Below are 14,639 nucleotides of genomic sequence, written 5' to 3'. Positions count from 1 at the left end.
CCCCCCCCCCCCCCCCCCACCGCCCGGTCTCACGGCGCCGCCGTGTACATTTCGCGCGAAATGTACACGGCGGCGTTCGGCATCGCGCCGGTGTCCGGTCGGAGGAGTAACCGTTAGCGCGCCGCCCGCTCGTACTGCTTCGGCCAGGGCGAGTCGGCGCGCAGCCTGTCGGCCGCGTGCAGCGGCCAGTGCGGGTCGCGCAGCAGTTCGCGCGCCAGCAGCACCGCGTCGGCCGAGCCGGAGGCCACGATCTCCTCGGCCTGCTCCGGCGCGGTGATCATCCCCACGGCCCCGGTGGAGATCCCCGCTTCCTGCCGTATCCGGCGCGCGTACGGCACCTGGAAGCCGGGGCCGACCGGGATGGACACCCCGGGCTCGATTCCTCCCGTGGAGGCGTCGATCAGATCCACGCCGCGCTCGGCCAGCAGCTCGGCCAGCCGCACCGAGTCGTCGCCGGTCCAGCCGCCCTCGACCCAGTCGGTGGCCGAGAGCCGCACGAACAGCGGTTTGCCCGCGGGCCACACCGCCCGTACCGCCTCGGCGATCTCCAGCGCGAGCCGCGTCCTGCCCTCGAAGTCGCCGCCGTACTCGTCGGTGCGGTCGTTGGTCAGCGGGGAGCAGAACTGGTGCACCAGGTAGCCGTGCGCGAAGTGCAGCTCGACCACTTCGAAACCCGCCTCGTCGGCCCGGCGGGCCGCGGCGGCGAAGTCGGCGGGCAACGCCGCGACCTCCTCGGTGTGCAGCGCGCGCGGCGCGGCCAGCTCCCCGAACGCCCGGTCGGTGGAACTCACCGTGGGCCAGCCACCGTCCTCCTCGGGGACGGCGTCGTCGCCGTCCCAGGGAGCGTTCGCCGAGGCCTTGCGGCCCGCGTGGGCCAGCTGCACGCCCGGCGTGGCGCCCTGTGCACGCAGGAAGCCGGTGATCCCGCGCCACGCGATGACCTGCTCGTCGTTGTACAGCCCGGTGTCGGCGGGGCTGATCCTGCCTTCCGGGACCACGGCCGTGGCCTCGCTCAGCACCAGCCCGGCGCCTCCGGTGGCGAACTGTCCCAGATGGACCAGGTGCCAGTCCTCCGGAACGCCGTCGGTGGCCGAGTACTGGCACATGGGGGCGACCCAGGCGCGGTTCCTGATGTCGATGTCGCGGAACTTGATGGGTTCGAACAGCATGCTCACGACTGTTGGGACACCATGGCGGAACGGAGTATTCCGCTACGTCGCCCTCGTCACTTCCGCACCGCGCCGGGCCCGGGGCATTCCGAGCTCACGGCATCGAGCTCGCCACGCGTCCGAAGGCCTCGGTGAGCAGGTCCCAGAAGGCGCGCTGATCGAGCGCGGTGGCCACCAGCGCGTTGTGCTCGGCCTCCGGAGCGAAGTCGGTGACCGTCATTCCCGAGGTGAACCGACCGGAGGTCTCCACGTCCACCCGGGCACGCACCGTGGTGAACAGTTCCGGCGCGATCACGTGCGCCACCGCGCACGCGTCGTGGATGGCCGGTCCCTCGTCCCGGTACTGCCGATTGCTGCCGTAGAAGTCCAGACACGGGGAGAGCAGTTCCTCCTGCAACTTCCCCAGCCCGACGAAGCGCTGCCTGACCTCGGACGTCGCCCTCGCCTGATGGGTCAGGTCGAGCCCGAACATCACGGGTTCCCACGGCGCGTCGAAGACCACGCTCGCCGCCTCCGGGTCGGCCCCGATGTTGAACTCCGCCGCCGGGGTGAGGTTGCCCCGCGTGTAGGAACCGCCCATCACGACGAACTCGCGAACCCATTCGGCCAGTCGGGGTTCCTTGCGCAGCGCCAGCGCGACGTTGGTCAGCGGCCCCACGGCCACCAGGCTGATCTCGCCGGGGGAGGCCGCGACCGTGTCGATGATGAAGTCCACCGCGTGCCGCGCATCCAGCTCGGCCTTCGCGGTGGGCAGCACCACCTCGCCCAGCCCGGTGGCACCGTGCACGGTGGAGGCCGTGTCCGGTGCGCGTAGCAGTGGGCGGTCGGCGCCGCGAGCCACCGGTACGTCCATGCCGTAGAACTCGGTCAGGCTCAGCGCGTTCGGCGTGGTGTGCTCCAGCCCCACGTTGCCCGCCACCGTGGTTATCCCCACGACCTCCAGCTCGGGCGAACCGTGTGCCAGCGCTATCGCCAGCGCGTCGTCGATGCCGGGATCGCAGTCCAGCAGGATCCGTTTCAACCTCTCAACCCTTCGTCTCCTGGTACGACTTCGTCACCGCGGCTCACCCGACGGAGTCGGCGATCGACTTCGCCTCCTTGGAGCCTGCCTCCAACGAGCGGCAGCAGTACACGATCCAGGCGGCCACACCCTCGCTCTCGCCCGAGGCGAATCCAGCCGCGGCCGAAGCGTACTCCTGCTGCCTGCGGAAATAGGACACTTCCGGCACGACGAGCCCCTTCGGGTCCAGGCCGCTGCCGATCACGGTCAGGCGTGCCGCGGCTCGCGCGATCACCCCGTCGACCTCACCGAAGGGGGCCAGTGCCAGCAGTTCCCCGTGCACCACGGCGGCCTGTACCGGACCGGGGATCGTGCCCTGTGCCTGCCCACCGAGCTCGGTGACCATCCTGGCCAGCAGGTCGAGTCGGGTCGACACCTCGGGGTCGGCGCGCGGACGCCCGAGGCGTTCCTGCTCGTCCTCCCCCACGAGATCGGCCGCGGCCAGCACGTGCAGCCGGGCCAGCGCCTGCAGCGGGGCGCGTTGCCAGGTCGGCAGCAGCGGCCCGAGGGCTTCCGCCACCCGCAATGAGCCCGCCAGCAGCGGAGCGGTGACCTCGCCGCCTTCCGGGATCTCGGTGGCTCCACCGGCCACCGCCGCGGAAGCACGTGCCGCACGTACCGAGGCCTCCGCCGCCGTGGTCGCCCAGCCCCGACGGTTCGTCGGGTGTTCGTGGACCTCGTCGATCGCGGCCCTCGCCGTGTCGACCGCCTCCGACACCCCCGGGAGTTCCACCAGTGGACGTAGCGATTCCTGCGCGTTCACGGGTCCAGACGCTACCCGTCCGTTCGGATGACGCCGTACCCCTCCGGGCCGCTGCTCACCGGCGACCCGTCGATGCGAGCACCTCGGCCCGGCACATGGGACCCGAGCACGGTCGCGCTACGAGCCCACCAGTTCGAGCAGCTTCGACACCGTGTTCCAGTTCCGGGTGGTCGCGACGGTCTTCCCCAGCACGGCCGGACGGCTCAGGGCGTCGGCGAGGGCGGACCTGCCGATGCCGTTCGGGAGGTACATGTAGATCACCCGGTCACCGAGCCAAAACTGCTCGGGGTGGAATCCCGCCGGGTCGATCGTGGTTGTGCGCTCCTCCGGAAGCCGATCCGACAGGAAGCTCGCGTGCAGCAGCTTTCCGTGCCCAGCGGCCTCGGGGAAGGGATTGCCCGCTACGACTTCCCGCAGATAGCCCGCTTCGCGGACCAGGCACGAGATGTCTCTCCCGAACCGTCGCTCGATGCCGCTTTCCAGCAGGTCTCCCAGGGCCGATTCGTCGTCCGACTCGTGGCTGAACACGAGGTTGCCGCTGTTGAGGTGGCTGCGTACTTCCTCGAAGCCCAGTTCCCGGGCGAGTTCCCGCAGCTCCGCCATGTCGACCCTGGTCCGCCCGCCGACGTTCACACCGCGCAACAGCGCGACGTAGCGGGCGTCCGTTCCGTTGGTGCTCACGTGCGCACCGTATCTTCCGGGGCCGAGTTCGGCGGGGATTCGAGTTCCGGGAGGCCCCGGGTTTCGGGGCCCCGGAACCCGGGGCGGGGAAGTTCGACCGGGATGCCACGACAGTGCACGAGCAGTGTTTTCTCCCTGCTCTCTTCCGGGCAGACTCGTCAAATCGTGGGTAATTGTTCCGGGGGATCATGTAGCGCTCGGTGATGTCCGTTTCACGGTGTTCCGGTTCGCCGTGCGTGGCTCGGCCGAGTGGGATCACGCGCTCGTGCGCTACTCGTGCGGGGTATTCACAGCTGCCGTCACAGCGTTCAGAATCGGGACGACAGCGGAGGATCGATGCCCTTCACGTGCGAATGAGGTAGTGCGTTTCGCATTCGCGGGGCCTAGCATCGACTTGCGGAAGCGATCCCGCCCCGATCTTTCGAGGAACGTCCCCGGGGAGCCTGGATCCCCCGGAAAAGTTGGTCTCAACCTTTGCGCGATTCCCTCTATCGAAGTAAGCCGAATCCCACTACGGTTCGGCTACAGACAGAGCTGTAGCAGCAGCCACGGAGGTTCGACACCGATGAGTCAGCCCGACGGGCAGAGCAACACGTTGGACAACCTGCTCGAGGAGAACAGGACGTTCCCACCCGCAGCGGACTTCGCGGCGCAGGCGAACGCCACCGCCGAACTCTACGACCGGGCAGCCGAGGATCGGCTGGGTTTCTGGGCGGAGCAGGCCCGTCGTTTACAGTGGGACTCCGAGTGGGACCAGGTGCTGGACTGGTCGAACGCGCCCTTCGCGAAGTGGTTCGCCGGAGGCAGGCTCAACGTGGCCCACAACTGCGTGGACCGCCACGTCGAAGCGGGCAACGGCGACCGCGTGGCGATCTACTGGGAGGGTGAGCCCGGCGACTCGCGCAGGATCACCTACTCCGAGCTGCGCGACGAGGTCTCCAGAACCGCCAACGCGTTGAGCGAACTCGGGGTCGGCTCCGGGGACCGCGTCGCGATCTACCTGCCGATGCTGCCCGAAGCGGTGTTCGCCATGCTCGCCTGTGCCCGGCTGGGTGCCCTGCACAGCGTCGTCTTCGGCGGGTTCTCCTCGGAGGCGTTGCGCAGCCGGATCAACGACGCCGAGGCCAAGGTGGTCATCACCTGCGACGGGCAGTTCCGGCGCGGTTCGGCCGCGCCGTTGAAGGCCAACGTCGACGAGGCCGTCACCGACACCCCCAGCGTCGAACACGTGCTGGTCGTACGCCGCACCGCGAGCGAGGTCGACTGGAACGAGGACCGGGACCTCTGGTGGCACGACGTGGTCGACCAGCAGAGCGCGACGCACACACCCGAGTCGTTCGACTCCGAACACCCGCTGTTCATCCTCTACACCTCGGGCACCACCGGCAAACCCAAGGGCATCCTGCACACCTCGGGTGGATACCTGACGCAGGCCGCCTACACCCACAACGCGGTGTTCGACCTCAAGCCGGAATCCGATGTGTACTGGTGCACCGCCGACATCGGCTGGGTCACCGGGCACACCTACATCGTCTACGGGCCGTTGGCCAACGGCGCCAGCCAGGTCATCTACGAGGGAACCCCCAACAGCCCGCACGAGGGCAGGCACTGGGAGATCGTGCAGAAGTACGGGGTGACCACCTACTACACGGCTCCGACCCTGATCCGTACCTTCATGAAGTGGGGCGCCGAGATCCCCGCCCAGTACGATCTGTCCACCCTGCGGGTGCTGGGAACCGTGGGTGAACCGATCAATCCCGAGGCGTGGACCTGGTTCCGCGAGCACATCGGGAGCGGTCGCACGCCCATCGTGGACACCTGGTGGCAGACCGAGACCGGCGGCATCATGATCTCCCCGCTTCCCGGCGTGACCTCGGCCAAACCCGGTTCCGCGCAGCAGCCGCTGCCCGGACTCTCGGCCACCGTGGTCGACGAGAACGGCACGCCGGTCGGCAAGGGAGAAGGCGGGCTGCTGGTGCTCGACAAACCCTGGCCCGGGATGCTGCGCGGCATCTGGGGCGACGACCAGCGCTTCAGGGACACCTACTGGGCGCGGTTCGCCGAGCAGGGCTACTACTTCGCGGGTGACGGCGCCAAGTACGACAGTGACGGCGACATCTGGCTGCTGGGCCGGGTGGACGACGTCATGAACGTCTCCGGGCATCGCATCTCCACCACCGAGGTCGAGTCCGCCCTGGTATCGCACCCCACGGTCGCCGAGGCCGCCGTGGTCGGCGCCGAGGACGCCACCACCGGCCAGGGCATCGTGGCGTTCGTCATCCTGCGCGGTGGCAGCGGCGAGGACGCGGGCGGCGACACGGCCATCTCCACCCTGCGGGACCACGTGGCGCACGAGATCGGCCCCATCGCCAAACCCCGGCAGATCATGGTGGTTTCCGAGCTGCCCAAGACCCGCTCCGGCAAGATCATGCGCAGGCTGCTGCGCGACGTGGCGGAGAACCGTCAGGTCGGCGACGTCTCCACACTCGCCGATTCGAGTGTGATGGAGCAGATCAGTGCCGGGATGAACTCCGGCAGCGACGACTGAGGGAAGGTCGCAGCGGCTCGGTTTTCGTAGCTGGTTTCGTGGCGGAACCTCTGGCACGGCTCTCGCTGCGGGGAGGCCCGACATCGGGTAGCGACCTACACAACGTCGGGCCTTCCTCGCGAGAGCCGCACCGGAGAACCCGCGGCGGTGCCGACCGCGTAAGTGGTCGGAGTGCGGCCTGGGTGAGTGGTTGGAGCTTGCCCCTCGGAAGTGATGGGAGCTCGGCCCCGCCTCGTAGCGGCCCGGCGATTTCGCGGTAAATCGACGCTGCCGCTGCCGCACCGGGAAGTGAGCGCGGCAGCGGCGGCCTCCCGAATGCCGCTCGATTTTTCTCACATCCCGGATGTTCACCCGGTTGATCCAGAACGGGTGACCGGGGGGAGCCCACCCGAGTGAACCACCGAAACTCCAGTTCACAGTGGGTTCAGTCGTTGATTAACAATTTTTCCCTCGGTTGGCAACCCCCGGCCCCTGCACCGCCCCGTCGGCATCGCCATGCCGGTCTCGACGGGGCGGAACGGGCGTTTTCCCGTGTTAAGCTCAGCCGCGGGGCGAGCCGGAAAACGGTCATTGTGGAGTACGTGACGTAACAATCTCAGGAGCACCTCCGTGGCGAAATCGCAGCGCAACCGATCACAACGGTCCGGCGCCCCGGAGGCTCGGGGGTTCGACTTCGGTTCGTACCTGCGAAACGAAACCGTCGGTGGCATGTTCATGCTCGCCGCCACGGTGATCGCGCTGATAGCCGCCAACTCCCCCGTATCGCACCTTTACGCGGCGGTTCGCGACTTCACGATCGGTCCGCACTTCCTGCACCTGGATCTCACCGTGGGGGAGTGGGCCAAGGACGGTCTGCTGGCCATCTTCTTCTTCGTCGCCGGACTGGAGCTCAAGCGCGAGCTGGTCCTGGGGGATCTGGCCGACCGCAAGAAGGCAACGCTTCCGGTGCTCGCCGCGCTCGGCGGCATGATCGTGCCCGCGGTGCTGGCCGTCGCCATCGGATACGGCGCGCCCGGTGCCGCCCAGGCGTGGGCCATCCCGGTGGCCACCGACATCGCTTTCGCACTCGGTGTGCTCTCGCTGACCGCCTCGGCCATGCCCACCACCGCTCGCGTCTTCCTGCTCAGCCTCGCCGTGGTGGACGACCTGGGTGCCATCATCGTCATCGCGGTGCTGTTCACCAGCGGCATGAATCTGATCGCGCTGCTGGTGGCGGTGCTGCTCTGCGTCGGTTACTGGTACGCCCAGCACCGCCGTATCCGGACCTCGTGGCTCTACGTACCGCTGGCGGTGGGCACCTGGGTCGCGGTGCACAGCAGCGGAGTGCACGCCACGATCGCCGGCGTGGCGCTCGGCCTGCTCACCAGGGTTCGTCCCGATCCCTATGAACAGGCCTCGCCCTCGATGCGGTTGGAACACCGACTGCAGCCGTGGTCGGCCGCCCTGGTGGTGCCCGTGTTCGCGCTGTTCGCCGCCGGTGTTCCGGTCGGGCTGGACGCGCTCAGCAGCGTCTTCCAGGACCGGATCGCGATCGCGGTCATGGTCGGTCTGGTGGTCGGCAAGCTGATCGGGATCTTCGGTACCTCGTTCGTCGCCATCAAACTCGGATTCGGCAGTCCACCGCAGGGAGTCACCTGGAGTGACCTGTTCGCACTGGCGATGCTGGGTGGTGTCGGATTCACCGTCAGCCTGTTGATCGCCGATCTCTCGCTGGCCGGCGCCGCGGCCGACCGGGCCAAGGCCGCCGTGCTGATCGCCTCCGCGGTCGCCTCGCTCGTGGCCACGCTGATGCTGGTCTTCCGCAAGCAGCACAGCACGAGCGCATCGACCTGAGCCTGGTTTTCCTTCCCGTTCGGTTCTCGGGGCGCTGCTGGTGGCCCGGCGATTTCGTGGGAAATTGACGGAGTTGGGGCCCTCCCGCTGCTCGGGGGTGTCAATTTCCCGCGAAATCGCCGCCCCCGAGGTCGACGTCGGGAAGCGACCGTGCGGGTAAGCAGCGCGGGTGTCCCCGGTGCGTGAGTCGGATGCATTGCAAGGCCGGGCCGCTCGCCGCGTAGGTCGCTACTCAAGAGCCGGCCCAACACAGCAAGGCGCCGACTCACGTGACGGCTAACCGACCACCGCGCCAGAGCGACCGAACCAACAACGCGGCGAGAGCCGTGCGCGAGGTTCCGCCAGCCGAGTGCCCTCGTAAACCGAGGTGACCCACTCAAGCAGGGGCGCGTCACTGCGTGGGTGTTGGCCGCTCGTGGCACGATAACTAGCGTGAACAGCTCCCAGAACAAACAACACGACGAGGCCGGCAACACCGCCGAGTCGGCCGTGACCTCGATTCCACTGTCCGAAGAGGGCACCGGTTCCGGAGGCGAGCAGTCCATCGGGGCCCTGGGAAGGGACGTCGCCACGCATTTGTCCTCGTTGGTGCGTGGCGAGCTGGAGCTGGCCAAGGCCGAGATCTCGAACGAGGCCCGCAAGGCCCTCAAGGGCAGTGTCTATTTCGTGCTGGCGCTGACGGTGTTGGCCTTCAGCAGCTTTTTCCTGTTCTTCACCCTCGCCGAGGGACTCCACGCGCTCGGACTGTGGCGCTGGGCCTCCTTCGGCATCGTGTTCCTGGTGATGCTGCTGGTCGCCATCGTGCTGGCCCTGTTCGGCTACCGGCGGGTGCGCAAGATATCGGCCCCCAAGCGGACCATGGACTCGTTGCGCGAGACCGCGCAGCTGCGCCACCGGCACTCGCAGGACTCCGCCGAGCAGCCCCGGCCTTCCGAGTGATGTCCGCCGCGCGTGGCCCGTGTCCGCCCGGTGGCGACACGTGGGGCGAGCGTCCCCTCGGCCCCGGGCGGCCTTCGGATCACTCGGTGCACACACCCGTCGTCACTTCCGAGGACAGGGTGGGCGCCGCTGCCACCTCGTCGGCCACCTCGGATGCGGTCAGGGCGAATCCGGTGTTCGGATCGTCGACCGCGGCGCCGAACACCAGGCCGACCACCTCACCGTCCGGGTTGATGAGTGGACCTCCGGAGTTGCCGCTCTGCACCTGGGCGCGCACGGTGTACACATCGCGGCTCACCGTGTCGTCGCCGTAGATGTTCGGTCCGCGCAGGTCGATCCGTTCCCGGACCCTCCCCGCCGAGGCGGTGTAGGGGCCGTCCAGCGGGTAACCGAGCACGATCACGTTCGTTCCGGACTCCGCGGGCTGTGAGATGAACTCCATCGGCTCCGCGTCCAGGTCGGGAACGGACAGCACGGCCACGTCCTCCTCCTCGTCGAAGAGCACCACGTTGGCCGCGAAGCGCCCCCGGCCGATCTCCACGAAAACGTTGTCGGTCCCCGCGACCACGTGGGCGTTGGTGACCACTCTGTTCGGGGCCACCACGAAGCCGGTTCCCTCCAGAGCGCGTCCGCAGTCCGGGGCCCTGCCACGTATCTTGACGACGCTGGGACGTACTTCCCGTACCACCTCGCTGCGAGCCAGCGCCGGATCCGGGGCCTCGATGCGTGCGACCGGCGTGCGGGAGAACGGTTGTACCGCCTCGGGGAACCCGCTCACCCCCAGCATCTCCCGCAGTTCGGACGGCAGTGCGCGCGCGGCGTCCGGCATCATCGAGTCCACGGTGCGCAGCACGCTCGATCTGCTGACGCTGCCCGCGAGCCCCGGCAGGGCCGAGGCCGAGGTCAGTGGCAGCGCCACCAGCCAGGCAACTACGAACACCGCCACGCCCTGCAGCAGGGCACCCAGCGTGTTGTCGACACCGATCAGTCTCCGGTGCCCGGTGATCCGCTCCCGAAGCTGGTGGCCCGCCCACATGCCCGCTGTCTCGCCCAACGCCACGAGCAGCACGACGATGCCGATCCCGAATCCGATTCGGGCAGCCGCGCTGTCGAGCTGTTCGAGCAGCAGCGGTGCCGAGCGCACCCCGACGATCGCACCGGCGAGTACTCCGATGAACGACAGTGCCGCGGTGACCATGCCGTGGCGCGCGCCGGACGCGGCGGCCAGCACCGCCAGCGCCACCACGAGCAAGTCGACCCAGTTCACCGGTCACCTCGGCTTTCGTTCCTCGGAAGCTGTCTGTGGTTTCGTCTCCCGTTCGTGTCCCCGGTCCGTGGGGCCGGCCCCGTTGGTCGTCTCGGGCGCGGGGAGGCACGGGGACGGCTATCCGAAGTGCTCTCCACCGTCGGTGACACGCCGAATCGGACGCCGGTTCGGCGTGCGGAGGAACCAAGGTTCCCAGACCGGCACCGGGATCATTGTCCGAACCCGGGATCGTCGATGTCGACAGCAGCCTGCCAGGCTTCGCTCAGCTCCCGCACGTCGCCACGGTTCCACTCCTGTGACCAGCCCGCGAGGTCGAGCACCCCGTCCAGCAGCCCGCCGGTAAATCCCCAGACCAGCATGTCGGGCACGAGGAAAGCCGGGCTGGTCCTGCCGCCGATGCGGACGTTGAGCCGGTTGCTCGGCCGCGCCAGCATCGAGATCGGCACGCGTGCCACGGCCGCCGTTTCCGCCGGGTCCACCGCTTCGACCGGCCCCGGGTCGTGCCAGTGGGCCAGCACCGGGGTCACCCGGAAGTCGCTGTGCGCCAGGTAGAGCTCGGGCAGCGTCGCGACCGGGGTGATTCCCGAGGGCAGCACGCCGACCTCTTCGATCGCTTCCCGCAGTGCGGTCTCCACCGGTCCCGCGTCCCCGTCGTCGGTGGCACCCCCGGGAAAGGCCACCTGTCCGGGGTGCGAATTCAGGTTCTCCGCGCGGCGCAGCAGCAGCACGTCGGGGCCGTCGTTCCGCCCGGGTTCCTCGCCGAACAGGATCAGCACCGCGGCGGGGCGGACGTCCTCGCGATCGGGCGGACGCAGCCATCCCAGGGATTTCGCGTCCACACCGGCGGTGCGTTCCACCAGTGGCCGCAGCCAGACGGGTAACTCGTTCGAGTCGATCAGCGGTCCGTGTTCCTCGTTCACCGAGCCTCCAGTTTCTGCTGTACCGCCGAGGCGACCTCGTCCGCGGACTCGAACACTTCGACGGGCATTCGCTCGACTTCTCCCGAGGGAGTGACGAGGTAGCTTGCGGGAAGCGGCTTCGGTACCCGCAGGACGCGGGAGAGCTCTCCCCGCGTGTCGTGGATCATCGGCAGTCGCACGTCGAGCTCGCGCAGCAGCCGCAGTCCGCTCTCGGGGGTGCTGCGTACCTGCACACCGACCACACGTACTTCGTCCTGCCGCTCGGCGTAGTCCCGCAGCGCGGGCAGCTCCTCGCGGCACGGTGCGCACCAGCTCGCCCAGACGTTGATCAGGGTGGTGCCCGAAGCCGTCATCCCGCCCAGGTCGGCCCGGGAACCGTCGCCCATGCAGCTGCCAGTGGCCCCCCGCAGCCGCGAGGGCGGTTCGCCGCCCTCGGTGGGTTCGCAGCCAGGAAGCTTGACGTCCGCGCGTAGCGCCGTGAGGTCACCGGTGGTTCGGTTCGTGCCGGTGGGGGGTGGGCTCTCCGGCTGGGGCGGATTCCGGTCGCGGGGCCACAGCGCGACCACGGCCAGCGTCGCCACCGTCAGCACGATCAGAGTCCACCTGAGCTCGCTGCCGAACCGGAACCGTTTCGAGCGTTCCGGACTCATCCCGCGGACTCCCGCGCGGCCGGTTCACCGACCCGCTCAGCAGTGGTGGTCTCGGCAGTGCGACCGGTGGTCACCCCCGCGAGCTCCAGCAGCCGCTCGGCTTCCGGGCCGCTCACGAGTTCGGCGGCCGTCCCCGGATCGGTGGGGCCCGTGCCGTACGAGGGGCAGTCCTTGGCCAGCAGGCAGGCGCCGCAGGCCGGCTTGCGCGAGTGGCACACCCGTCGGCCGTGGAAGATCACCCGGTGCGAAAGCATCGTCCACTCCGACCGCGGGATGAGCTCGCCGACCGCGCTCTCCACCTTGACCGGGTCCTCCTCGGTGGTCCAACCCCAGCGGCGGACCAGCCTGCCGAAATGCGTGTCCACTGTCAGCCCGGGAACGTCGAAGGCGTTGCCCAGGATCACGTTCGCGGTCTTGCGGCCGATCCCCGGCAGCTTGACCAGCTCGGGCAACGTGGCGGGCACCTCGCCGCCGTGCCGTTCCAGCAGGGCGGCCCCCAACCCCAGCAGCGAGTTGGCCTTGTTGCGGTAGAAGCCGGTGGGGCGGAGCAGCTCCTCCAGCTCGGTGCGGTCGGCTCCGGCGTAGTCGGCCGCGGTCGGGTAGCGGGCGAACAACCCGGGTGTGACTTCGTTGACGCGTTTGTCGGTGCACTGCGCCGACAGGATGGTGGCCACCGTCAGCTGCAGCGGCGTCTCGAAGTTCAGCTCGCAGTGCGCGTCCGGATAGGCGTCGGCGAGCGCACGCATGATTCTGCGTGCCCGTCGAACCAGGCCGAGCCTGGTCTCGCCGCTGCGCCTTCGCTTCGGTTCGGTGTCGTGCTCTGAGCGATCTGGAACTGGTTCGGACACTCCACTAGCTTACGGATTCCGAACCCCGCCGAGTTCCCAACCGGTCGGCGGAGGGGAGCGTTCGGCGAGTCCGGGGCCCGATAGATTCGGGTGTGGCCGGATGGAGCCGGGTGTGTGCGGCAGCTGTTCCCACGACGTGGGCCGCTGCCAAGTACCCCGGTTGCGGATCGCCCCGACGGATGAGCGAAGATTGGGTCACAATGACTGCCTGGTTCGTGATCGTCGTACCGCTCGTGATCATGTTTTTCACGCTCTTCATGGAGCGTGTCGAAGCCCGGCTTCGGCATGTCGCGGTGCAGGAGAACGAGGTGGAGGAGCTGCTGGAGAACGCCCGGCCCGACGAGGTTCGGGCGCTGTTCCGGCAGGGAATTGGACGTGCGCTGGAGCTGTTCCAGCTTCGCAGGGTGGGACGCGCCGGCAGACTACGAACCCGCCGTTCACGTGACCGGTCGTAGACTGGTCGGTGGTGATAGGCGGCACACACCGGTACCGCTTCGAGTGACGGGGCCGGTGTCGAGAGCAGCCGCCGCGTCTCAACATGGAGGGACGAGGTGGACGAGACCCTGTCGCGGGCCGGCATCTTCCAGGGTGTGGAGCCGGCCGCCGCGGAGGCACTTACGCAATCGCTGGAACCGGTGGAGTTCTCGCGGGGACACGTGATTTTCGCCGAGGGGGAGCCGGGGGATCGCCTCTATATCCTCCAATCCGGCAAGGTCAAGCTGGGCAGGAAATCCCCGGACGGCCGGGAGAACCTGCTCGCGATCATGGGGCCCTCGGACATGTTCGGGGAGCTGTCCATCTTCGATCCGGGGCCGCGGACATCGACCGCCACGACGGTGACCGACGTGCGGGCGCTGACCATGGACCGCAGTGCGCTGCGGCAGTGGATCGGAACTCGGCCGGAGATCGCCGAACAGCTGCTCCGGGTCGTGGCCCGCAGGCTGCGCCGGACGAACGGCATGCTCGCGGATCTGATCTTCACGGACGTACCCGGCCGGGTCGCCAAGGCATTGTTGCAGCTCGCGCAACGTTTCGGCAGTCAGGAATCCGGTCTGCTGCGGGTCACGCACGATCTGACCCAGGAGGAGATCGCGCAGTACGTCGGAGCTTCCAGGGAAACCGTCAACAAGGCGTTGGCGGACTTCGCGCATCGCGGGTGGCTGCGGCTCGAGGGCAAGAGCGTGCTGATCCTCGACCCCGAGCGACTGGCGCGCCGTGCCCGCTGATTCCGTCAGCGGAAAGCGGGACCTCGCGTAACCGACGCCACCTTCGGCGTTCGTGACACACCGACCGCCCACTGCTTCGTGCCTGACGGGCACGGTTGGAGCGGCCGGTGCGTTTCAGCATGTCCGCACGCCTTCGGCGTAAGCGGTAGCGCACGTGGGACGGCCGGCCCCGGTCGGGGCCGGCCCCGCGTGTCCGGAGTGTTCTCGCCCCTCCCAGCATTCGGGAACCCGGTTTCGGCGCAGGCCTCAAGGGCCGGTGCGCACAAAAAGAAGGAACCGGGCGCCACCCCCGACGCGGCGCTCCGGTTCCCTCTCCTCGCGTGGTCCGTCCCCCGACCAACCACGCTTTTTCCCCGATCCCTCGATGGTCGGCCCCGAACCAACGCATCGAAGGCTTGTTTTTCGGTTCTCCCGCCGCCGAGTCGGCCGCGGCGCGGCTCGGACGACCGGTCCCCGATGGCTACGCCGAGTGTTTTCACGATCACTCGTACGTTGCACACTTTCAGCTTGCGCCATTCGAGCCGCCTTGCCAAGCCCTTTCACTCATGAAGACGTATCGGAAGCGCCCGGGGTTGCGTATCGACCGCGATTTTTTCGGTTCTTTTTCGGCTTGGTTTCAAGGGGTGGGTGCAACACCTTTGGAATGATGTTGGTGGAGGTGTTGCGGGTGTTCTCGGTGGTGGAGCGGCATGCCGATCGGGTGTGGCGGTTGTGGCAGGAGCAGGGGTGTGGTCA

At 68.5% G+C, this 14,639-nt stretch carries 13 protein-coding genes; 5 read left to right on the top strand and 8 right to left on the bottom strand.

Annotated features, from left to right (window positions below; all coding sequences use genetic code 11):
- Positions 1 to 113 precede the first annotated feature (113 nt).
- The 4 genes from ACOQFL_RS22770 to ACOQFL_RS22755 all read right to left on the bottom strand — a co-directional run bounded on the left by ACOQFL_RS22770 (position 114) and on the right by ACOQFL_RS22755 (position 3,673).
- Positions 114 to 1,175, bottom strand: coding sequence for an NADH:flavin oxidoreductase/NADH oxidase (locus ACOQFL_RS22770; RefSeq protein ID WP_435546250.1), 1,062 nt, complete (start codon positions 1,173 to 1,175; stop codon positions 114 to 116).
- Positions 1,176 to 1,263: 88 nt separating this feature from the next.
- Positions 1,264 to 2,190, bottom strand: coding sequence for a nucleoside hydrolase (locus tag ACOQFL_RS22765; RefSeq protein ID WP_435546249.1), 927 nt, complete (start codon positions 2,188 to 2,190; stop codon positions 1,264 to 1,266).
- A gap of 43 nt (positions 2,191 to 2,233) precedes the next feature.
- Positions 2,234 to 2,992 (bottom strand): Fic family protein, encoded by a 759-nt coding sequence (locus ACOQFL_RS22760; protein ID WP_435546248.1) that lies wholly within the window; start codon positions 2,990 to 2,992, stop codon positions 2,234 to 2,236.
- Positions 2,993 to 3,109: 117 nt separating this feature from the next.
- The gene (locus ACOQFL_RS22755; protein WP_435546247.1) at positions 3,110 to 3,673 is read right to left on the bottom strand and encodes a DUF1697 domain-containing protein; all 564 of its coding nucleotides are present in this window, start codon (positions 3,671 to 3,673) and stop codon (positions 3,110 to 3,112) included.
- A 565-nt stretch (positions 3,674 to 4,238) separates the two neighbouring features.
- Here ACOQFL_RS22755 and acs point away from each other — a divergent pair.
- The 3 genes from acs (at position 4,239) to ACOQFL_RS22740 (ending at position 8,993) form a co-directional block, all read left to right on the top strand.
- Positions 4,239 to 6,221, top strand: coding sequence for an acetate--CoA ligase (gene acs / locus ACOQFL_RS22750; RefSeq protein ID WP_435546246.1), 1,983 nt, complete (start codon positions 4,239 to 4,241; stop codon positions 6,219 to 6,221).
- A gap of 609 nt (positions 6,222 to 6,830) precedes the next feature.
- Positions 6,831 to 8,054 carry a Na+/H+ antiporter NhaA gene (gene nhaA / locus ACOQFL_RS22745; RefSeq protein ID WP_435546245.1) on the top strand — a complete coding sequence of 408 codons (1,224 nt, stop codon included), beginning with the start codon at positions 6,831 to 6,833 and terminating at the stop codon, positions 8,052 to 8,054.
- A gap of 423 nt (positions 8,055 to 8,477) precedes the next feature.
- Positions 8,478 to 8,993 (top strand): phage holin family protein, encoded by a 516-nt coding sequence (locus ACOQFL_RS22740; protein WP_435546251.1) that lies wholly within the window; start codon positions 8,478 to 8,480, stop codon positions 8,991 to 8,993.
- A gap of 79 nt (positions 8,994 to 9,072) precedes the next feature.
- Here ACOQFL_RS22740 and ACOQFL_RS22735 read toward each other — a convergent pair whose 3' ends face one another.
- The 4 genes from ACOQFL_RS22735 to nth form a co-directional block, all read right to left on the bottom strand.
- Positions 9,073 to 10,260 (bottom strand): MarP family serine protease, encoded by a 1,188-nt coding sequence (locus ACOQFL_RS22735; protein ID WP_435546244.1) that lies wholly within the window; start codon positions 10,258 to 10,260, stop codon positions 9,073 to 9,075.
- A gap of 209 nt (positions 10,261 to 10,469) precedes the next feature.
- The gene (locus tag ACOQFL_RS22730) at positions 10,470 to 11,180 is read right to left on the bottom strand and encodes an NUDIX hydrolase (RefSeq protein ID WP_435546243.1); all 711 of its coding nucleotides are present in this window, start codon (positions 11,178 to 11,180) and stop codon (positions 10,470 to 10,472) included.
- The gene (locus ACOQFL_RS22725; RefSeq protein WP_435546242.1) at positions 11,177 to 11,830 is read right to left on the bottom strand and encodes a TlpA family protein disulfide reductase; all 654 of its coding nucleotides are present in this window, start codon (positions 11,828 to 11,830) and stop codon (positions 11,177 to 11,179) included. The genes ACOQFL_RS22730 and ACOQFL_RS22725 overlap by 4 nt, the downstream gene beginning before the upstream one ends.
- A complete protein-coding gene (nth, locus tag ACOQFL_RS22720) occupies positions 11,827 to 12,678 on the bottom strand; it encodes an endonuclease III (RefSeq protein WP_435546241.1) in 852 nt (283 codons plus the stop codon). The genes ACOQFL_RS22725 and nth overlap by 4 nt, the downstream gene beginning before the upstream one ends.
- 200 nt (positions 12,679 to 12,878) lie before the next feature.
- On the opposite strand from nth, the gene ACOQFL_RS22715 reads away from it, so the two are divergent.
- Positions 12,879 to 13,133 carry a hypothetical protein gene (locus ACOQFL_RS22715; RefSeq protein WP_019855884.1) on the top strand — a complete coding sequence of 85 codons (255 nt, stop codon included), beginning with the start codon at positions 12,879 to 12,881 and terminating at the stop codon, positions 13,131 to 13,133.
- A gap of 96 nt (positions 13,134 to 13,229) precedes the next feature.
- Complete coding sequence (locus tag ACOQFL_RS22710) at positions 13,230 to 13,904, top strand: Crp/Fnr family transcriptional regulator (protein ID WP_092628218.1); 675 nt, start codon at positions 13,230 to 13,232, stop codon at positions 13,902 to 13,904.
- Positions 13,905 to 14,639: the final 735 nt, after the last annotated feature.

This window comes from Actinopolyspora sabaoui, assembly GCF_051225635.1.
Lineage (GTDB): Bacteria > Actinomycetota > Actinomycetes > Mycobacteriales > Pseudonocardiaceae > Actinopolyspora.
Note: the sequence above shows the minus strand (reverse complement) of the source record. Positions and strands in the feature narration are given on the sequence as shown.

Bases quoted from the DNA above. Each gene is read 5' to 3' on its own strand.
- ACOQFL_RS22725 (WP_435546242.1), bottom strand. From the start codon at position 11,830: ATGAGTCCGGAACGCTCGAAACGGTTCCGGTTCGGCAGCGAGCTCAGG.
- ACOQFL_RS22715 (WP_019855884.1), top strand. From the start codon at position 12,879: ATGACTGCCTGGTTCGTGATCGTCGTACCGCTCGTGATCATGTTTTTC.
- acs (WP_435546246.1), top strand. From the start codon at position 4,239: ATGAGTCAGCCCGACGGGCAGAGCAACACGTTGGACAACCTGCTCGAG.